The sequence below is a fragment of the Pseudomonas sp. NPDC090755 genome (genome assembly GCF_044769005.1).
In the GTDB taxonomy this organism is placed as follows: Bacteria; Pseudomonadota; Gammaproteobacteria; order Pseudomonadales; family Pseudomonadaceae; genus Aquipseudomonas.
Map to the genome: position 1 here is coordinate 648,047 of NZ_JBIVXC010000001.1, position 19,379 is coordinate 667,425.

Here is a 19,379-nt window from a genome sequence, read left to right on the forward strand (position 1 = left end):
ATGAGTGGCAAGCCTCCCGCGATATTCCTGATGGGCCCGACCGCGGCGGGCAAGACCGACCTGGCCATCGAACTGACCAAGGTGCTGCCGTGCGAACTGATCAGCGTCGATTCGGCGCTGGTCTACCGGGGCATGGATATCGGCACCGCCAAGCCTTCGAAAGAAGTGCTGGCCACCCATCCGCACCGCCTGATCGACATCCTCGATCCGGCCCAGAGCTATTCGGCCGCCGAATTTCGCCGTGATGCCCTGGAAGCGATGGCCGACATCACCGCCCGCGGCAATATTCCGCTGCTGGTCGGTGGCACCATGTTGTATTACAAGGCGTTGCTTGAAGGCCTGGCCGACATGCCCGCCGCTGATGCGCAGGTGCGCGCCCAGCTGGAGGAGGAGGCTGCGCGCCTCGGCTTGCAGGCGCTGCACCAGCAATTGGCGGCGGTTGACCCGGAATCGGCGGCGCGTATTCATCCCAATGACCCCCAGCGCCTGATTCGTGCGCTGGAGGTTTATCGGGTCAGCGGCATGAGCATGACGGCACATCGCCAGCGTCAATCGGCTGAAAGTAGCGCCGCAGGCGCTTCGGGAGCCTCTCATTTGCCCTATACTGTCGCCAGCCTGGCCATAGCGCCAAACGATCGTCACGTACTGCATGAGCGGATTGCGCTACGATTTGGGCAAATGCTGGAACAGGGCTTCGTTGACGAGGTCCGATTGCTGCGAGCCAGAAGTGACTTGCACGCGGGACTGCCGTCTATACGGGCGGTTGGTTATCGCCAGGTCTGGGATCACCTTGATGGCAAGTTAACATCGGTGGAGATGCAGGAGCGCGGCATTATTGCCACTCGCCAATTGGCGAAACGGCAATTCACCTGGTTGCGTAGTTGGGCTGACCTGCACTGGTTGGACAGCCTGGCTTGCGACAATCTGTCTCGCACCTTGAAATACCTCGGATCGGTCTCCATATTGGGCTGAGTCCTTGTAATTGCCGTCTATCCTTGGGGGTGGGGCGGCTTGAGCCATCAGTTTTTCTTTGAATTTTTTTTACTATTGATCCTTACAGGAGTGCGGCATATGTCAAAAGGGCATTCGCTACAAGACCCTTACTTGAATACTTTGAGAAAAGAAAAAGTTGGGGTTTCGATCTATCTGGTCAACGGCATCAAGCTGCAAGGCACGATCGAATCTTTCGACCAGTTCGTGATCCTGCTGAAAAACACCGTCAGCCAGATGGTTTACAAGCACGCCATCTCGACCGTTGTTCCAGTGCGTCCGATCCGTCTGCCAAGCGCATCCGAATCCGAGCATGGCGACGCTGAGCCAGGTAACGCCTGATAGGAGTCTGCTTTGTTCTTTGAGCGCCACGGTGGTGGTGAACGGGCGGTCCTCGTTCACTTGGAAGGTCAGAACCCTGAGGCGCGCGAAGATCCGCAGGAGTTTCAGGAGCTGGCACTGTCGGCTGGGGCCGATATTGTCGCGTTCGCCAATGTGGCGCGACATCAGCCCACCGCCAAATACCTGATTGGCAGCGGCAAGGTCGAGGAATTGCGCGACCTGGTCAACGCCGAGCAGGTTGATTTGGTGATTTTCAATCACACCCTCACACCCAGTCAGGAACGTAACCTCGAGCGAGTCTTCGAGTGTCGCGTGCTTGACCGCACCGGTCTGATCCTCGACATCTTCGCCCAGCGGGCGCGTACCCATGAAGGCAAGCTGCAGGTCGAACTGGCCCAGCTCGAATACATGAGCACGCGGCTGGTCCGCGGTTGGACGCACCTTGAGCGGCAGAAAGGCGGTATCGGCCTGCGCGGCCCGGGTGAAACCCAGCTGGAAACCGACCGGCGCCTGCTGCGGGTACGCCTGCGCCAGATCAAGTCGCGGCTGGAGAAGGTACGCAGCCAGCGTGAGCAGGCCCGTCGGGGCCGCAAGCGGGCGGACATCCCGTCGGTGTCCCTGGTGGGCTACACCAACGCCGGCAAATCGACGCTGTTCAACGCCCTGACCGAATCGGAGGTCTACGCCGCCGACCAGCTGTTCGCCACCCTCGACCCGACCTTGCGCCGGCTCGAGCTCGACGATGTCGGGCCGATCGTCCTGGCCGACACGGTGGGCTTCATTCGTCATCTGCCGCACAAGCTGGTGGAGGCGTTTCGAGCTACGCTCGAAGAGTCGAGCAACTCCGACCTGCTGTTGCACGTGATCGATGCCCATGAGCCCGATCGCATGGAGCAGATCGAGCAGGTCATGGCGGTGCTGGGGGAGATTGGTGCAGAAGGCTTGCCGATCCTCGAGGTCTATAACAAACTCGACCTGCTCGAAGGTGTCGAGCCGCAGATCCAGCGCGATGCCGACGGCAAGCCGCAGCGGGTCTGGGTCTCGGCGCGTGATGGGCGTGGCCTGGAGCTGGTGGGGCAGGCGATCGCCGAGTTGCTGGGGGATGACCTGTTTATTGGAACCTTGCGCCTTGGACAGCGTTTCGCACGTTTGCGCGCGCAGTTCTTTGCCGCAGGTGCGGTGCAGGGCGAAGAGCATGACGATGAAGGCGGCAGTCTTCTGGCCGTGCGCTTGTCCCGGGTCGAGTTCAATCGCCTGGTCAGTCGCGAAGGTCTGAAGCCACTGGAATTCATCGAGCAACACACTTTGCAATAAAAGCCCGGCGACGCGGCCGGGCAGCCGTGACAGGCATTCTGTAGCATTGGACGGCGCGCCGTGGGTGCGTCTTTGCTTTATCAGATGGAGAGCGCTATGGCTTGGAATGAGCCGGGTGGCAACTCGAACAATCAAGATCCCTGGGGCGGGCGCCGTGGTGGCGACAAGAAAGGGCCACCGGATCTCGACGAGGCCTTCCGCAAGCTGCAGGACAGCCTGAACGGCATGTTCGGTAGTGGCAAGAAACGCGGTGGAGACAGCATCGGCAAGGGCGGTGGCTTCGGCCTGCTCGGCGTCGGGCTGGCCGTGCTGGCAGCTATCTGGCTGTACAGCGCCGTGTATGTGGTCGACGAACAGGAGCAGGCAGTGGTGCTGCGCTTTGGCAAATACTACGAAACCGTAGGGCCGGGCCTGAACATCTACTTCCCGCCGATCGATCGCAAGTACATGGAAAACGTCACGCGCGAGCGTGCCTACACCAAGCAGGGGCAGATGCTCACCGAAGACGAAAACATCGTCGAGGTACCGCTGACCGTGCAGTACAAGATCACCAACCTGCAGGATTTCGTGCTGAACGTCGATCAGCCTGAAGTCAGCCTGCAGCACGCGACCGACAGTGCCCTGCGCCACGTGGTGGGTTCTACCGCCATGGACAAGGTGCTGACCGAAGGCCGTGAACAGATGGCCGTGGAAATCAAGGAGCGCCTGCAGCGTTTCCTCGATACCTACCGTACCGGTATCACCGTCACCCAGGTCAACGTACAGAGCGCGGCAGCCCCGCGTGAAGTGCAGGAAGCCTTCGACGACGTGATCCGTGCCCGCGAAGACGAGCAGCGCGCCCGCAACCAGGCCGAGTCCTACGCCAATGGCGTGGTGCCGGAAGCCCGTGGTCAGGCCCAGCGGATCATCGAGGACGCCAACGGTTACCGCGACGAGGTCGTCTCCCGTGCCAAGGGTGAGGCCGACCGCTTCACCAAGCTGGTCGCCGAGTACCGCAAGGCGCCTGAAGTTACCCGTCAGCGCCTGTACCTGGACACCATGCAGGAAGTCTACAGCAACACCAGCAAGGTCCTGGTTTCCGGCAAGGATGGCCAGAGCAATCTGCTTTACCTGCCGCTGGACAAGATGGTCGAAGGCAGCCGCACCAGCAGCGCCCCGGTCAGCAGCGTGCCGGCCTCGGTCAACGATGCGGCCAATCGCGCGGCGGCGGACCTGCAACAGCAGCAACAGCAGTTGCGTTCTAGGGAGAGCCGCTGATGAGCAATAAATCGCTGATCGCCCTGATCGTTGGCGTCGTGCTGGCGATCGTGGCCTGGAACAGCTTCTACATCGTGGCCCAGACCGAACGCGCGGTATTGCTGCAATTCGGTCGCGTGGTCCAGGCCGATGTCCAGCCTGGCCTGCATGTGAAGGTTCCCTACGTCAACCAGGTGCGCAAGTTCGACGCCCGCCTGATGACCCTGGATGCCCCGACCCAGCGCTTCCTGACCCTGGAAAAGAAAGCGGTGATGGTCGATGCCTACGCCAAGTGGCGGGTCAAGGATGCCGAGCGCTTCTACACCGCGACCTCGGGCCTCAAGCAGATTGCCGATGAGCGTCTGTCGCGTCGTCTGGAAAGCGGCCTGCGTGACCAGTTCGGTAAGCGTACCCTGCACGAAGTGGTCTCCGGTGAGCGCGACGCGCTGATGGCTGACATCACGGCCTCGCTGAACCGCATGGCCAGCAAGGAACTGGGTATCGAAGTGGTCGACGTTCGCGTCAAGGCCATCGACCTGCCCAAGGAAGTGAACCGCAGCGTGTTCGAGCGCATGAGCACCGAGCGTGAGCGTGAAGCCCGCGAACACCGCGCCAAGGGTAACGAGCTGGCCGAAGGTATTCGTGCCGACGCCGACCGTCAGCGCCGTGTCCTGCTGGCTGAAGCCTATCGCGAATCGGAAGAGACCCGCGGTGACGGCGATGCCCAGGCGGCGGCAATCTATGCCAAGGCCTACGGCCAGGACCAGGAGTTCTACGCCTTCTACCGTAGCCTCAAGGCCTACCGCGAAAGCTTTGCCAACAAGAGCGACGTACTGGTGCTCGACCCGAGCAACGAGTTCTTCCGCTTCATGGACAAGACCAAGCCGTAAGCAAGGTTGCACCCGCCGGGCGGTTAAAACGCCTGGCGGGGTGATCCTGCGAGAAAACGGGTGTATGATGCGGCAGCCGGGAAATTCCCGGCTTTTTTGCGTCTGCAAGATCGAACGGCCGTAACCTGGCTCCGGTCTACAGAGCAGCCCAAGGTATTCGAGGGTATTGGCACGGCGGTCGCGCTGGAATCAGTGCTGCGCGCGTTGTTTGTCGATACCTGCTTCACTCAAGGCTTCGCCCGTGGGCAGGCCGCCCGGACCATAGGGGAAATGGCGTAATGGCAACGGTAGACCGCTGGCTGCTGCCAGATGGCATCGAAGAAGTACTGCCACCTGAGGCGACGCGCATCGAGATCGCGCGTCGCCAGGTGTTGGATCTGTTCCAGAGCTGGGGTTACGAGTTCGTCGTGACCCCGCATATCGAGTACCTGGAATCGCTGCTTACCGGTGCCGGCCAGGACCTGGATCTGCGCACCTTCAAGGTCATCGATCCACAATCGGGACGGCAGATGGGCTTTCGTGCCGACATCACCCCGCAGGTAGCGCGCATCGATGCGCACACCCTGCGTCGTGAAGGGCCGAGCCGCCTGTGCTATGCCGGCAGCGTGCTGCATGCCCAGCCACGGGCACTGTCGAACTCGCGCAGCCCGATCCAGCTCGGCGCCGAGCTGTACGGCGATGCCAGCCCGGTCAGCGATGTCGAGGTGATCAGCCTGATGCTGGCCATGCTGCAACTGGCCGATGTGCCGGATGTGCACATGGACCTCGGTCATGTCGGTATCTACCGCGGCCTGGCCCGTGCGGCCGGCCTGTCGGGCGCGGTCGAGCAACAGCTGTTCGATGCCCTGCAGCGCAAGGCGATCGACGAAGTGATCGAGCTGACCGCCAACCTGCCGGCGGATCTTGCTGGCATGCTGCGCTCGCTCACCGAACTGTGCGGTGGCCGTGAAGTGCTGACCGAGGCGCGTGTGCGCCTGGGCCGTGCGCCGGCCGCGGTGCTGGCGGCCCTGGACGACCTGCTGGCCATCGCCGAGCGGCTGGCGGCACGTTATCCACAGCTGCCCCTGTATTTCGACCTGGGCGAGCTGCGCGGCTACCACTACCACACCGGTGTGGTGTTTGCCGCTTTCGTCCCAGGTGTCGGTCAGTCGATCGCCCAGGGCGGTCGTTACGACGACATCGGAGCGGACTTCGGCCGGGCACGCCCGGCTACCGGTTTCTCCACGGATTTGAAGACCCTGGTCACACTGGGGCGAGCCGAGGTGGTGTTGCCGTCTGGCGGGATCTGGATGCCCGACAGCAGCGATGCGGCACTTTGGCAGATGGTCTGCCAATTGCGCAGTGACGGTCAGCGGGTGGTCCAGGCCTTGCCTGGGCAGCCACTGACTGCCGCCCTCGAGGCGGATTGCGATCGGCAATTGATTCAGCAAAACGGGCTTTGGCAGGTTCTGCCGCTGGCCATTTGAGTTTTCCCGCCGGTATGAGCCGGCGCCAAGTTTGCGCGAATGAGGACAAGTGTTATGGGTAAGAATGTCGTAGTCCTGGGCACCCAGTGGGGTGATGAGGGCAAAGGCAAGATCGTCGATCTGCTGACCGAACATGCTGCCGCCGTAGTGCGCTACCAGGGCGGTCACAACGCTGGCCACACCCTGGTGATCGACGGTGAGAAGACCGTGCTGCACCTGATTCCGTCGGGCGTGCTGCGCGAAGGCGTACAGTGCCTGATCGGCAACGGCGTGGTGGTTGCACCGGACGCCCTGCTGCGTGAGATCACCAAGCTGGAAGAGAAGGGCGTACCGGTGCGCGAGCGCCTGCGCATCAGCCCGTCCTGCCCGCTGATCCTGTCCTTCCACGTTGCGCTGGACCAGGCCCGTGAAAAGGCCCGTGGCGAGCTGAAGATCGGCACCACCGGCCGCGGCATTGGCCCAGCCTACGAAGACAAGGTCGCGCGTCGTGGTCTGCGTGTTGGCGACCTGCTCAACATGCCGCGCTTTGAAGACAAGCTGCGTGAACTGGTGGAGTACCACAACTTCATGCTGGTTGGTTACTACAAAGAGCCAGCCATCGATTTCGACAAGACCCTGGCCGAATGCAAAGAATACGCTGAGCTGCTCAAGCCGCTCATGCTGGACGTGACCGCCGAGCTGCACGACCTGCGTCGCGCTGGCAAGGACATCATGTTCGAAGGCGCCCAAGGTTCGCTGCTGGACATCGACCACGGTACCTACCCCTACGTGACCAGTTCCAACACCACCGCTGGCGGCGTTGCTACCGGTTCGGGTGTTGGTCCTATGTTCCTGGACTACATCCTGGGCATCACCAAGGCTTACACCACGCGAGTAGGTTCGGGTCCATTCCCGACTGAACTGTTCGACGAAGTAGGTGCGCACCTGGCTAAACAAGGTCACGAGTTTGGCGCGACTACCGGTCGTGCTCGTCGTTGTGGCTGGTTCGACGCCGTTATCCTGCGTCGCGCTATCGATGTGAACAGCATCTCGGGCATCTGCCTGACCAAGCTGGACGTACTCGACGGTCTGGAAACCATCAACATCTGCGTCGGCTACAAAGATGCAGAAGGTAAGGACGTTGCCCCGACTGACGCTGACAGCTACGTCGGACTGCAGCCTGTGTACGAAGAAGTGCCGGGTTGGACCGAGTCGACTGTGGGTGCCAAAACCCTGGAAGAGCTGCCAGCCAATGCGCGTGCTTACATCAAGCGCGTTGAAGAGCTGATCGGCGCGCCGATCGACATCGTCTCCACCGGCCCGGACCGCAACGAGACCATCGTGCTGCGTCATCCGTTTGCCTGATCGGCGATCGATGTAAAGACAAAGGCCCCTTCATAGGGGCCTTTGTCGTTTCTGCCTGCTGTTCGGCACAACCTTTGCTGTAAGAATCGCTCCAGGGTTGCCATCACTTTAATGGCCCCAGTCGTAGAGGGTTCTTTCGTGTCAGCCGTTCTCTCACTGTTACGAAGCCGCCTGTTGCGGCCTGTCTTTGTTGCTCTTGGTATCGCTCTTCTGGTGCAGGTGCTGGTCGCGGTCGCGCTGACCCGGAGCACCGTCACCACCCTTGAGGCGGACCTGGGCAAGCGGCTGTCGGCCGACAGCCAGACGTTATCCACAGAGCTTGAGCAAGCCGGGCGGGAAGTCAGCTCGGGCCTCGACAGTCTGTCTGCCAGCACCCGCCAGCGGTTGACCGCCGGCCTGTCGACTCGCCTGCAGGGTGAGCAGACCCAGTTGCGCGCGACCCTGGAGAAAAACCTCAAGGACTCGGCCAACGACATGGCCGAACTGCTGGCCTCGGTGGCGCCACGGGCCATGTGGGACAACGACGTGCCGACCCTCTCCGAGTTCTCGCGCCGCGCCCAGCGCAACCCCAACGTGCTGTTTGTGGTGTATGACGATGCCCAGGGCCAGCACCTGACCCGTTACCTGAACCGCCAGCACCCGGTGAACCAGACCCTGCTGGAAAAAGGCCAGGGCGAGCGGGCCCTGGACAAGGTGCTGGATGCTGCGCGCAACGACCCTTCGGTGTACTTCGTCGAAGCCTCGATCAACCCCAATGGCGTGGAAATCGGCAAGGTGCTGATGGGGGTTTCCACGGCAGCGGTGGATGCAGAGCTCAAGGCCCTCGACCAGCGCTTCTCGGCGTTGATCGCCAGCGGTGATCAACTGGTCGGCGAGAGTCTGGTAGGCGCTGCCGCTGACAGCAACAAGGCCTTGCGTGCGCGTCTTGAGGCGGCGCAGGCCAGTGCGGCCGGCATGCAGGCCAATACTTCTCGCAGCGTTCAGGACGCCGCCGCGACCTTGCGCTGGAACATCGGCGTGGGTCTGGCCCTGGTGGGCCTTGGCGTGCTGCTGGTAGTGGCCGTGGTGCTGGGGCGGCGGGTGGTCAGCAAGCTGCGCCTGCTGATTGCCGCCTTGAATGACCTGGCGGCCGGTGAGGGGGACCTGACCAAGCGCGTGGCGATCGACAGTCGTGACGAGATCGGCGACATGGCCGCCGCCGTCAACCAGTTCGTCGACAAGCTCCAGCCCATCGTGCGTGAAGCCGGCGAGGTGGCCCAGCGCACCGGCATCGAAATCGGTGCCATGGCCAAGCGCAACGCTGGCGCCGATGCCGCCGCCGAACTGCAGCGTGATGAAGTGGCGGCAAGCCTGCGTGACCTGTCGACCATGGCCGACGAGGCTCAGGCGGAAAGCCAGGCCATGCAGTCGGCCTTGCAACAGGTGGTGGATATTCGCCAGGCCACCGACGAGAACAGCCGTACTTCGACCCAGGTGGCCAAGCTGATCGAGGAACTGGCCGGCCAGGTGGAAACCGGTTCGCAAGTCATCGAGCGCCTGGCCCGGCAGAGCGAGCAGATCGAGGTGGTGCTGACGGTTATCCACGGCATTGCCGAGCAGACCAACCTGCTGGCGCTCAATGCCGCAATCGAAGCGGCGCGGGCAGGTGAAACCGGGCGTGGCTTTGCTGTGGTCGCCGATGAGGTGCGGGCGCTGGCCAGCAAGACCCAAAGCTCGACCGGCGATATCCAGGCGCATATCGGTGCCCTGCAGCAAGGGGCGAAGGAGGCGGTGGCGGCGATCAGCCTGGCCGGGCGCCAAGCCAGCGAGGGCTTGCTGGTGTTGCGTGACAACGCGCGGGTGCAGCAGTCGGTACAGGCATCGGTGGAGCAGGTACATGCAGCCATCGGCCTGGCTACCCGTGCGGCTGAGCAGCAGGCCCATGGGGCTCAGGCTGTGCGTGGCCGGGTGCAAACCATCCATGCCCAGGCCGAGCGCGCTGCCGAGGTGGTGATGCAAACCACGGCCAGCAGCAAGGTGCTGGACGACCTGGCGGCGCAGCTCAAGGCAAGCCTCGGGCAGTTCAGGGCCTGAGGACAATCGCGGGGCAAGCCCGCTCCCACACTGCACTGTGGGAGCGGGCTTGCCCCGCGATACTGTCAACGCCTCAAGCGCGGTTGAGGTACATCCGCGTCGTCAGCAGATACACCGGCAAGCCGGACACCACAATCAACAACGCCGCATAGGGCGCCGCCGCCGCGAACTCGACGTTGGCGGTGTGTGCCCAGACCTCGGTGGCCAGCGTGGTCATGCCGGTCGGGCTGAGCAGCAAGGTGGCCGTCAGCTCCTTCATGGCATCGAGAAACACCAGGGCAAAGGCCGCTGCCAGGGCCGGGAAGATAATGGGCAGGGTCACCCGGCAAAACGCCTTGAACGGTGTGGCGCCAAGGGTGCGTGCGGCCTCTTCGAGCTGCGGGGCGGCCTTGTTCAGCGCCGTGCGCACCGGCGCCTGGGCCAGGGGCAGGAAGAGCAGGGCGTAGGCCAGCAGCAGCAACCCCGTGGTCTGGTAGAGCGCTGGTACGTAGTGCAAGGCGAAATACACCAGTGTCAGGGCAATCACCAGGCCCGGCAGGGCGTGCAGCAGGTACGGCAGGCGCTCGGCCCAGATGGCAAGGCGGCCCTTGTAGCGCACCACCAGGAAGCTCACCGGCAAGGCCAGCAGCAGGCTCAGGCCGGCGCCGCCCAGTGACAGCGACAGCGACGAGAACAGCGCGCGGCTGATGTCGGCAACCGGGAAGGCGGCAGACGAGCCGACGCTCAACCAGTAGCCGAGCATTCCCAGCGGAATGCCGCTACCCAGCAGCGCCAGTACCAGGCAGAACAGCTGGCCCAGTGGCATCCAGCCACGCAGGCGAATGGGGGCGCCACGCCGGGCTACGCCCTGGCCGATACGCACATGCCGCGCCTTGCCGCGCACCCGAAGCTCCAGCCAGAGCATCAACAGGCACATGAGCAGCAGCACTGCAGACAGCATGGCAGCGTTGGCGTTGCTGAATTCCAGTTCGAACTGCTGGTAGATGGCCGTGGTGAAGGTTTGCAGGCCGAGGATCGACAGGGCGCCGAACTCCACCAGCATGTGCAGGGCGATCAGCAGGCTGCCGCCGAGGATCGAGGGCCAGAGCAGCGGCAGGGTGATCCTGAAGAACACGCCCCAGCGGTTTTGCCCCAGGGTGCGGGCCGACTCCTCCAGGGACGTGTCGAGATTGCGCAAGGTGGCGGCCACTGGCAAGAACACCAGCGGGTACTTGGACAGGCTCATCACCAGGATCGCCCCGCCCAGGCCTTCGAAGCGCGGGCTCAACGATACCCAGGTAAAGCCGCTGACAAAGGCCGGCACGGCAAACGGCAGGCACAGGATCACGCCCCACAGGCGCCGTCCCGGCAGGTCGCTGCGCTCCAGCAGCCAGGCCAGGGCCAGGCCGAGAACGGCGCACGCCACCGTCACCCCGACCATCAGCATCAGGGTGTTGCGCATCAGGCCCCAGACGAACGGGCGCCAGAGCAGGCGCAACGCTTCGTGCCAGCCGGCCTGCCAGGCCTTGAGGCCGACATACAGCAGGGGCAGCAGGCTCAGGCCCACCAACAGCAGTACGGGCAATACCACCCAGATCGAAGGACGTTTGCGGCGTGGCACGAAACCGGTCAGTGCCTGTTCAGGCAGTGCGGCACTCATCAGAGCAGGCCGACTTCGCGTTCAAGCTCCAGGGCTTCTTCGGCGTTACCCAGGTCGGCCGGGGTGATCTTCGGCGGACGCAGGTCCTCGAATGGCTTGAGCCCCTGGTCCGAGACCATGCCTTTGTGCAGCGGGTACTCGGCGGTGGTCTGGGTGATCACCCGCTGGCCTTCTTCGCTGGCCATCCAGGCCAGCAGGGCCTGGGCTTCCTTGGGATGCTTGCTGGCCTTGACGGCGGCCGCGCCAGAGATGGTCATCAGGCCGCCGACGTCGCCATCGGCCAGGTAATAGAGCTTGGAGTCGAGCTGGCCGCGCTCTTTTTTCAGGGCATACCAGTAGTAGTTGTTTACCAGCACAGCGGCGACTTCGCCGTTTTCCACCGCCTTGAGCGCAACCATGTTATTGGTGTAGGTCTTGCCGAATGCTTTAAGGCCGGTCAGCCATTCTTCGGCTGCCTCGCGACCATGCAGTTTGAGGATGGCCACGGCCTGCTCCTGGAAGGCGCCGCTGGTGGGCACGAAGCCGACCTTGCCTTCCCACTCCGGGTTGGCGAAGTCCATGACCGAGGGTGGCAGTTCCTTCTCGTCGATCACCTTGGGATTGAAGGCAACCACCCGGGTGCGAGCCGTTACGCCCATCCAGGAGCCATTACTGGCGACGAACTCCTTGGGCAGCATTTGCAGGGTCGAGTCGTCGATTTTTGCCAGCAGGCCCAACTCGCCGAGGTTGTTCAGCGGCGGCGATTCTTCGGTATAGATGACATCGGCAGGCGAGCGCTCGCCTTCTTCGATGACCTGGCTGGCCAGCTGGTTGCTGCTGCCCTTGCGGATATTGATATGGATGCCGGTCTTGGCCTCGTAGGCCTTGGCGATGGCTTCGCCGATTTCCTTGTGCTGGCCGTTGTACAGGGTCAGCGCGACGGCGTCGGCGGCCATGGCGGCTGGGGTGCCCAGCAGCATGGCAAAAACAGAGACGGCCAGGCCGCGCAACAGGGGGTTATTGCGGAACGTCATGCGGGTACTTCCTCGCTTGCGGCTACATATCTGGAAACAATGATAAACGATGTCGTTTCTCAAATGCGCTTGCGCCCAAAAATTAATGAGCAGGCTATCTTTTTGTCCTCTACAGGAGGCTCGTTCTAATGGCTGGCTCTTCAGAGGCGACAGCCTTTCAATTGCCCGGCTGGAGAAGGTTGAAGCGGACACCTCTCGATCAAGGGCCAGCACCGGCTAATTCAACATGCTGAAACAGCCTAAATCGTGAACGCTCCGAGCTGAGCGTACAAAGAGAGGAGATGCTGCTAAAACATCGAACGGTGCTATTCGATACCGACAGGAATATTGCGCTTGTTGAGCAAAAATAGGTTGGTCGGTAGGTCGTTGCAGGTGATCCACTACGCTGTGTATCCCTATCAAGAATTTGGCGTGGGGCGAGGCAAAGTAGTCGGTCTTACGAAAAGTCCTTATGCGTCCTCAGAACTACCCCACCACGTTGTCAGCGCGATCGGGATTGTTGCGCCATCTTCAGAGTTCTACCATCGAGTAACAGCCTTACTTGGTGTTCAGAATAGCCTTTGCAGTCAGGAGTTTTATTGCGGGCGGATATTGATCAAGGTGCGCGGCGTTTATATGTGTTGGTGTCTGAGCCTATTTATTCTGTGGTTTCGGTACGACGCTGGTAGTTGTCTCGGGATGGAGCGGGGCGAGGGGTATTTAATTGCAAGGCGAAGTTGTCCTGTCAAAATTTCATCTTGTTGGATAGTGCGCTGAGAGTCTCTGTGGCAGTGTTTCTATATTGTTTCTATTTTCTTTGTTTTCGATAAGGTAGAAATAGCCTGGATGGCGCCATGTCGACTTTACAAGTAATGATGGTCTGTCTCTTGGGTCAGGTGTTCTAGTGCTGGTAATTTTCGGAGGGAACTGTTGTAGTCGCTATAACTCATCATTTTTTTGCGTCTGCTCGGAGTCTGTGGGGTAGGTATTCGTAGGGCCAAAACTTCCATGGAATGATGCATTAAAAGGAGTATCTATGTTGCTAAGGCACCCGTTTTCAAAAGAAATCAAGGATCAAATCAAGAAACTGTACCTGTATGATAACTACCATGGCCCGCTCGCTTTGCTGCAGAACTTGTTCTGGATCAGTCTGGCAATTTATCTTGGAGAGGCCAGTCCCTGGCTAATGCCTCTGGCCATCCTGCTGATCGGTTCACGGCAGCGGGCGTTGGCCACGTTGCTACATGAGGCGGCACATGGGGCTCTGTGTCGGAATAAACGATTTGGAAAGTTTCTCGGCACTTGGTGCTCCGGCTACCTTATCTTCCAGAGTTGGGTTAGCTACAAGCGCTCACATACTGTGGATCACCACCACAAGTTGGGTGACCAAGATCGCGATCCTGACTACCGGTACTATCGACAGTCTGGGGTATTCGAGGCGCGTTCGACACTCAGATTCATGCTCGCATACCTGATAAAGCCGATGTTTTTCTTGACCGCACCGGAGAGCCTGAGGTATCTGTTGGTTAACCGATTGATGCTCAGCCCCAACAAAGGAGAGTTACTTTCAGTGCTGGTTTGTCAGGGCCTGCTCGCGTTGTGCTTGACGCTAGTGTTAGGGGTAAAAGGTTACTTCGTCTATTGGCTGTTGCCGTACCTCACCACCTTCCAAGCTTTAACTTGGTTTATCGAGCTTGCAGAGCATTATCCGATGATCGCGAAGGCCAAGACCGATCTACAGGCCACCCGCAACCGCTTCAGTCATCCGCTTGAGCACTTCTTCACAGCCATGCATGGAGAGAACTTTCACCTGATTCACCATCTATTTCCTGCCATTCCGTATTGGAACCTCAAGAAAGCCCACTGGATCCTGTTGAACGATACAGCCTATGTTGCAGCGAATGCGGGATTTGGCGGAATTTTTGTATCCTCGAATTTTGTACCGTCGATGTGGGCTGGGATTTATCGAACGACAAAGCAGCGACGGGGGGGCGTTATAAATGCAAGCTAACTTCAGGAAAGGAATCCTCTTTGCACTCTCTGCTGCTGCGCTGAACGCAACAATCGGTGTGCTCAGTAAGGTACTCATGAGCAATGGATTTACAGCCAGTAGTGTTGCCGTTATCAAGACTATCCTGGGTTGCCTGCTACTTTCGGTCTTGTTGCTGTTTCTCAAGCGTCAAGCGACGGCGGCCAAATGGACCCAGGCGGCGATCTGCGCGTTCCTCGGCATTTTTGTATTGTTCCATTTCGAGACCTCAGCCTATCGGCATTATGCGGCTGCGGGTGTAGTGGTGGTGCTGATGGCCAGTGCTGCCATCTCGTCAATCCTGCTTGGGCGAATATTCCTTAAGGATGCCATCACCGCGAATGCAACCGTGGGTGCGGCACTGGCCATTGCCGGGATTGCGGTGATCTTCGGCGCAGATTTGCAGCAGGGGTTCACCCTGCAAGGCGCTACGCTCGCTTCCATTGCCGGATGCGGCTACGGGGCATTTTCAGTCGCGATGAAGCGGATGGGGGTGTCCGGGGGGCTACACTTCACCCGCCAGCTACTGTTCTTCGGAAGCCTATATTTGCTGATGCCGGCAGCGGCCGATGGTTTCGTGATTGGTGAGCTGTCGCTGATGGCAATTGCTGCGCTATTGGCACTGGCAGCGCTGCCGACCATCCTCGGCTTCTTTTGCACTACGAAGGCAATCGAGTATCTCAAGCCATCTCAGGTGCAGGCGTTGGAGCTGACCGAGCCATTGTTCGCCGCGTTGCTGGCATTCATGGTGCTCAATGAAGTGCCGCCAGAAAGCCTGTACGCGGGGGCGGCACTGATCATCGTCGGACTGTGCTTTTCCAATGAGCTGATTTGCTTGAGCAGGAAAACGCCAGTCGCCTCGAGCGAGTGAAGTGCTGGAGGCGTTCTGAGCCTGTGATTTAAGGAAGGTCTGAAATAGTCGGGTCTTTTCCGGCTATCGAGCGGTCAGCACTTCAAAAAAGCGGCGGTTGGCACGCTGAGCGAGGCGGACCTGGTCGAGATCAGTCGCTTCTTGGATTGGCTGGCGTGGAAAACTCAAACGCCAGAAACGAAAAAACCCGCTTTCGCGGGTTTAATCTTGAATGGTGCCCAGGAGAAGACTCGAACTTCCACGACCGTTAAGTCACTGATACCTGAAACCAGCGCGTCTACCAATTCCGCCACCTGGGCAAAGCTTTTACATCTACAGCATGAATCGTGTTGCTGAGTGACAGACAAATTTGCTATCTATCGCTCTAGAATACTTGGTGCCCAGGAGAAGACTCGAACTTCCACGACCGTTAAGTCACTGATACCTGAAACCAGCGCGTCTACCAATTCCGCCACCTGGGCACACATTCGTTGAGGTCACATATGCTTGGTAGCGTGATTTGTCTCAACTCAACGCCGGCTGTCCGTCGTTGTGGTGCGCACTATACGGATGACCTCGAGGGCTGTAAAGCCCCGGATCAAAAAAAATTTCAAAAAATTCAACTTGTTGATTCTGTGGGCGTAATTGCTGCTTCACGGAGGCTGTGGCGGGGCTGTCCAAGCCTGAAATTTCCGGTTTCAATACGCCTATGCCAAACTAACCCTTATATAGACAAGGTGAACCCCTCCTAATGGCCGATTGGCAGTCCCTCGATCCCGAGGCCGCTCGTGAAGCGGAAAAATACGAAAACCCTATTCCTAGCCGTGAACTGATCCTGCAGCGCCTTGACGAGCGTGGCTCGCCAGCGGCGCGCGAGCAGTTGGTAGAAGAATTCGGCCTGACCACCGAAGACCAGATCGAAGCCCTGCGCCGCCGCCTGCGTGCCATGGAGCGTGACGGTCAGCTGATCTATACCCGGCGCGGCACCTATGCCCCGGTAGACAAGCTGGACCTGATCCTGGGCCGCATTTCCGGCCACCGTGACGGTTTCGGTTTTCTGGTGCCTGACGATGGCAGCGATGACCTGTTCCTGAGCCCGGCGCAGATGCGCCTGGTGTTCGACGGTGACCGTGCCCTGGCCCGGGTCTCCGGCCTCGACCGCCGCGGTCGTCGCGAAGGCGTGATCGTCGAAGTGATTTCCCGCGCCCACGAAAGCATCGTTGGTCGTTATTTCGAAGAAGGCGGTATCGGCTTCGTCACCCCGGACAACCCCAAGGTCCAGCAGGAAGTGCTGGTCACCCCGGGGCGCAATGGCGGTGCCAGGATCGGTCAGTTCGTCGAGGTGAAGATCACCCACTGGCCGACCCCGCGCTTCCAGCCCCAAGGCGACATCACTGAGGTGATCGGCAACTACATGGCGCCGGGTATGGAAATCGACGTGGCGCTGCGCAGCTACGACATTCCCCATGTCTGGCCGGAAGCCGTGATCAAGGAAGCGCGCAAGCTCAAGCCGGAGGTCGAGGAGAAGGACAAGGAACACCGTGTCGACCTGCGGCATCTGCCGTTCGTCACCATCGACGGTGAAGATGCGCGCGACTTCGACGATGCGGTCTACTGCGAGAGCCTGGGCAAGCTACGCTTGTTCTCCGGCGGCTGGCGCCTGTATGTGGCCATCGCCGACGTCTCCAGCTACGTGCGCCTGGGCTCGGCCCTGGATACCGAAGCCCAGGTGCGCGGTAACTCGGTCTACTTCCCTGAGCGGGTGGTGCCGATGCTGCCTGAAGAGCTGTCCAATGGCCTGTGTTCGCTGAACCCGCACGTCGACCGCTTGGCGATGGTCTGTGAAATGACCATCAACAAGTCCGGGCAGATGGTCGATTACCAGTTCTACGAAGCGGTGATCCATTCCCATGCACGCCTGACCTACAACAAGGTCAGCAGCATGCTCGAGCACGCCCGTACCCGCGAAGGCAAGGCCCTGCGTGAGGAATACAGCGAGGTGGTGCCGCACCTCAAGCAGCTCTATGCACTGTACAAGGTGCTGCTGGCGGCCCGTCACACCCGTGGCGCGATCGACTTCGAGACCCAGGAAACCCGGATCATCTTCGGTGCCGAGCGCAAGATCGCCGAAATCCGGCCGACCGTGCGCAACGACGCGCACAAGCTGATCGAAGAATGCATGCTGGCGGCCAACGTCGCCACTGCCGAGTTCCTCAAGAAGCATGAGATTCCAGCCCTGTACCGGGTGCACGACGGTCCGCCGCCGGAGCGTCTGGAAAAGCTGCGTGCCTTCCTCGGTGAGCTGGGTCTGTCCCTGCACAAGGGCAAGGACGGTCCGTCGCCCAAGGATTACCAGGCGTTGCTGGCGAACATCGCCGATCGTCCGGACTTCCACCTGATCCAGACCGTGATGCTGCGCTCGTTGAGCCAGGCGGTGTACAGCGCCGACAACAATGGCCACTTCGGCCTGAACTACGAGGCCTACACCCATTTCACCTCGCCGATCCGTCGCTATCCGGACCTGCTGACCCACCGGGCTATCCGCAGCGTGATCCGTTCGCGCCAGGAAACCCCGCACGTCAAGCGTGCCGGCGCCATGAGCATTCCCAAGGCGCGCATCTATCCGTACGACGAGCCGACCCTGGAGCAGCTCGGCGAGCAGTGCTCGATGAGCGAGCGACGTGCCGACGAGGCCACCCGCGACGTGGTCAACTGGCTCAAGTGCGAGTACATGAAAGACCGCGTGGGCGAGAGCTTCCCGGGTGTGATCACCGCGGTGACCGGCTTTGGCCTGTTCGTTGAGCTGACCGACATCTACGTCGAAGGCATGGTTCACGTCAGTGCCTTGCCGGGCGACTACTACCACTTCGACCCGGTGCACCATCGCCTGGCTGGTGAACGTACCGGTCGCAGCTTCCGCCTGGGCGACACCGTTGAAGTGCGGGTGATGCGCGTCGACCTCGAGCAGCGCAAGATCGACTTCGAGATGGCCGAGAACACCCTGAAGGCGCCGATTGGCCGCAAGCCGCGTTCCGAAGGCGTGCGTCCGCAAGACGGCAAGGCTGTGCCGATCCTCGACAAGGCTGAGGCGATCAAGGCAGAGCCTGCGCGCCGGAGCAAGAAGAACGAAACCGCCGAAGCTTATTTCCCTTCGCACGCGGCGGCCAAGAACGCCGAAGTGCGTAAAAGCCGGGAGATGAAGAAGGCGCTGATGGCCGATGCCAAGCATGCCAGCGGCAAGTCGTCCTCCAAGGGCGGCAAGTCGTCGGAAAAACCGAGCAAGCATCGCAAGGGGCCGCCGAAAGCGGGCTCCGGATCACGTAAACCCAAGGCCAAGTCATGAGTCAGTTGGAAAAGATCTACGGTGTCCACGCCGTGGAAGCGCTGTTGCGTCATCACCCCAAGCGGGTCAAGCAGATCTGGTTGTCCGAGGGGCGTAGCGAGCCTCGGCTCCAGGCGCTGCTGGAACTGGCCGCACAGAACCGGGTGGCCGTCGGCCAAGCCGAGCGTCGCGAGCTGGATGCCTGGGTCGAAGGCGTTCACCAGGGCGTGGTGGCCGAGGTCAGTCCGAGCCAGGTCTGGGGCGAGGCAATGCTCGAAGAGCTGCTCGATCGCACCGAAGTCACGCCGCTGATTCTGGTGCTCGACGGCGTCACCGACCCGCACAACCTTGGCGCTTGCCTGCGCACCGCCGATGCTGCCGGTGCCCTGGCGGTGGTCGTACCCAAGGACAAGTCGGCGACCCTGACCCCTGCCGTGCGCAAGGTGGCCTGCGGCGCTGCCGAAGTGATCCCGCTGGTAGCCGTGACTAATCTCGCGCGCACCCTGGAGAAGCTCCAGCAGCGCGGCCTGTGGATTGTCGGCACCGCCGGCGAGGCCGAGCAGGAGCTGTACCAGCAGGACCTGACCGGGCCGACCATCCTGATCATGGGTGCCGAAGGCAAGGGCATGCGTCGTCTGACTCGCGAGCACTGCGATTTCCTGGTCAAGCTGCCGATGGCCGGTAGCGTGAGCAGCCTGAACGTGTCGGTGGCGACCGGTATCTGCCTGTTCGAGGCCGTTCGTCAGCGGCAGGCCAAAGCCAAGGGCTGAGGTCTGTAGGGCCGCTTTGCGGCCCATCGCCGGCGTTGCCGGCTCCCACGGGTGTTGTTCAAGCCTGACCGTGTGGGAGCCGGCAGCGCCGGCGATAGCTTCAATGCGCTGTTGTTCAATTA

The 19,379-nt window shown here is 61.0% G+C and carries 13 protein-coding genes, 2 tRNA genes and 2 pseudogenes; 13 read left to right on the forward strand and 4 right to left on the reverse strand.

The genetic code is table 11. From position 1 onward, the window contains the following. From miaA to ACIQUS_RS03035, 9 genes and pseudogenes are all read left to right on the forward strand, one after another. Positions 1-972, forward strand: a complete 972-nt coding sequence (gene miaA, locus ACIQUS_RS02995) for a tRNA (adenosine(37)-N6)-dimethylallyltransferase MiaA (protein WP_403042667.1) — start codon at positions 1-3, stop codon at positions 970-972. 99 nt (positions 973-1,071) lie between these two features. Further along, on the forward strand, positions 1,072-1,332 hold the full coding sequence (gene hfq, locus ACIQUS_RS03000; protein ID WP_028945676.1) for an RNA chaperone Hfq: 261 nt from the start codon (positions 1,072-1,074) through the stop codon (positions 1,330-1,332). Between the two features lie 12 nt (positions 1,333-1,344). Next, entirely contained in the window at positions 1,345-2,646 is a 1,302-nt protein-coding gene (gene hflX, locus ACIQUS_RS03005; protein WP_403042669.1) for a ribosome rescue GTPase HflX, read from the forward strand. 96 nt (positions 2,647-2,742) lie between these two features. Continuing rightward, the gene (gene hflK / locus ACIQUS_RS03010) at positions 2,743-3,903 is read left to right on the forward strand and encodes an FtsH protease activity modulator HflK (protein WP_403042671.1); all 1,161 of its coding nucleotides are present in this window, start codon (positions 2,743-2,745) and stop codon (positions 3,901-3,903) included. Further along, a complete protein-coding gene (gene hflC, locus ACIQUS_RS03015; RefSeq protein WP_285863356.1) occupies positions 3,903-4,772 on the forward strand; it encodes a protease modulator HflC in 870 nt (289 codons plus the stop codon). Before hflK ends, hflC begins: the two co-directional genes overlap by 1 nt. A gap of 278 nt (positions 4,773-5,050) precedes the next feature. Beyond that, positions 5,051-6,238 carry an ATP phosphoribosyltransferase regulatory subunit gene (locus ACIQUS_RS03020; protein ID WP_403042674.1) on the forward strand — a complete coding sequence of 396 codons (1,188 nt, stop codon included), beginning with the start codon at positions 5,051-5,053 and terminating at the stop codon, positions 6,236-6,238. A gap of 54 nt (positions 6,239-6,292) precedes the next feature. Then, positions 6,293-7,582: an adenylosuccinate synthase gene (locus ACIQUS_RS03025; RefSeq protein ID WP_403042676.1), complete on the forward strand. Its 1,290-nt coding sequence runs from the start codon at positions 6,293-6,295 to the stop codon at positions 7,580-7,582. 954 nt (positions 7,583-8,536) lie between these two features. Then, positions 8,537-8,749 (forward strand): annotated as a pseudogene (locus ACIQUS_RS03030) (methyl-accepting chemotaxis protein); the annotation flags it as partial. Between the two features lie 411 nt (positions 8,750-9,160). Beyond that, positions 9,161-9,655, forward strand: a pseudogene (locus ACIQUS_RS03035) (methyl-accepting chemotaxis protein); the annotation flags it as partial. Between the two features lie 73 nt (positions 9,656-9,728). Here ACIQUS_RS03035 and ACIQUS_RS03040 read toward each other — a convergent pair. Together ACIQUS_RS03040 and ACIQUS_RS03045 are read right to left on the reverse strand one after the other, a co-directional pair. Next, complete coding sequence (locus ACIQUS_RS03040) at positions 9,729-11,294, reverse strand: ABC transporter permease (protein WP_403042679.1); 1,566 nt, start codon at positions 11,292-11,294, stop codon at positions 9,729-9,731. Further along, on the reverse strand, positions 11,294-12,307 hold the full coding sequence (locus ACIQUS_RS03045; RefSeq protein ID WP_403042682.1) for an extracellular solute-binding protein: 1,014 nt from the start codon (positions 12,305-12,307) through the stop codon (positions 11,294-11,296). The genes ACIQUS_RS03040 and ACIQUS_RS03045 overlap by 1 nt, the downstream gene beginning before the upstream one ends. A 1,015-nt stretch (positions 12,308-13,322) precedes the next feature. On the opposite strand from ACIQUS_RS03045, the gene gntB reads away from it, so the two are divergent. Further along, positions 13,323-14,297 (forward strand): guanitoxin biosynthesis L-arginine gamma (S) hydroxylase, encoded by a 975-nt coding sequence (gene gntB, locus ACIQUS_RS03050; protein WP_403042684.1) that lies wholly within the window; start codon positions 13,323-13,325, stop codon positions 14,295-14,297. Next, entirely contained in the window at positions 14,287-15,186 is a 900-nt protein-coding gene (locus tag ACIQUS_RS03055) for a DMT family transporter (protein ID WP_403042687.1), read from the forward strand. The genes gntB and ACIQUS_RS03055 overlap by 11 nt, the downstream gene beginning before the upstream one ends. Before the next feature lie 212 nt (positions 15,187-15,398). Here ACIQUS_RS03055 and ACIQUS_RS03060 read toward each other — a convergent pair. Beyond that, positions 15,399-15,485: transfer RNA gene (locus ACIQUS_RS03060), tRNA-Leu, on the reverse strand. 75 nt (positions 15,486-15,560) lie between these two features. After that, positions 15,561-15,647: transfer RNA gene (locus tag ACIQUS_RS03065), tRNA-Leu, on the reverse strand. Between the two features lie 269 nt (positions 15,648-15,916). On the opposite strand from ACIQUS_RS03065, the gene rnr reads away from it, so the two are divergent. Together rnr and rlmB are read left to right on the forward strand one after the other, a co-directional pair. Further along, positions 15,917-18,508: a ribonuclease R gene (rnr, locus tag ACIQUS_RS03070; RefSeq protein ID WP_403042690.1), complete on the forward strand. Its 2,592-nt coding sequence runs from the start codon at positions 15,917-15,919 to the stop codon at positions 18,506-18,508. Continuing rightward, positions 18,505-19,257, forward strand: coding sequence for a 23S rRNA (guanosine(2251)-2'-O)-methyltransferase RlmB (rlmB, locus tag ACIQUS_RS03075; protein ID WP_403042692.1), 753 nt, complete (start codon positions 18,505-18,507; stop codon positions 19,255-19,257). The genes rnr and rlmB overlap by 4 nt, the downstream gene beginning before the upstream one ends. Positions 19,258-19,379 lie beyond the last annotated feature (122 nt).

Bases quoted from the DNA above. Each gene is read 5' to 3' on its own strand.
- miaA (WP_403042667.1), top strand. From the start codon at position 1: ATGAGTGGCAAGCCTCCCGCGATATTCCTGATGGGCCCGACCGCGGCG.
- hfq (WP_028945676.1), top strand. From the start codon at position 1,072: ATGTCAAAAGGGCATTCGCTACAAGACCCTTACTTGAATACTTTGAGA.
- hflK (WP_403042671.1), top strand. From the start codon at position 2,743: ATGGCTTGGAATGAGCCGGGTGGCAACTCGAACAATCAAGATCCCTGG.
- hflC (WP_285863356.1), top strand. From the start codon at position 3,903: ATGAGCAATAAATCGCTGATCGCCCTGATCGTTGGCGTCGTGCTGGCG.
- ACIQUS_RS03020 (WP_403042674.1), top strand. From the start codon at position 5,051: ATGGCAACGGTAGACCGCTGGCTGCTGCCAGATGGCATCGAAGAAGTA.
- ACIQUS_RS03025 (WP_403042676.1), top strand. From the start codon at position 6,293: ATGGGTAAGAATGTCGTAGTCCTGGGCACCCAGTGGGGTGATGAGGGC.
- ACIQUS_RS03040 (WP_403042679.1), bottom strand. From the start codon at position 11,294: ATGAGTGCCGCACTGCCTGAACAGGCACTGACCGGTTTCGTGCCACGC.
- ACIQUS_RS03045 (WP_403042682.1), bottom strand. From the start codon at position 12,307: ATGACGTTCCGCAATAACCCCCTGTTGCGCGGCCTGGCCGTCTCTGTT.
- gntB (WP_403042684.1), top strand. From the start codon at position 13,323: ATGTTGCTAAGGCACCCGTTTTCAAAAGAAATCAAGGATCAAATCAAG.
- ACIQUS_RS03055 (WP_403042687.1), top strand. From the start codon at position 14,287: ATGCAAGCTAACTTCAGGAAAGGAATCCTCTTTGCACTCTCTGCTGCT.
- rnr (WP_403042690.1), top strand. From the start codon at position 15,917: ATGGCCGATTGGCAGTCCCTCGATCCCGAGGCCGCTCGTGAAGCGGAA.
- rlmB (WP_403042692.1), top strand. From the start codon at position 18,505: ATGAGTCAGTTGGAAAAGATCTACGGTGTCCACGCCGTGGAAGCGCTG.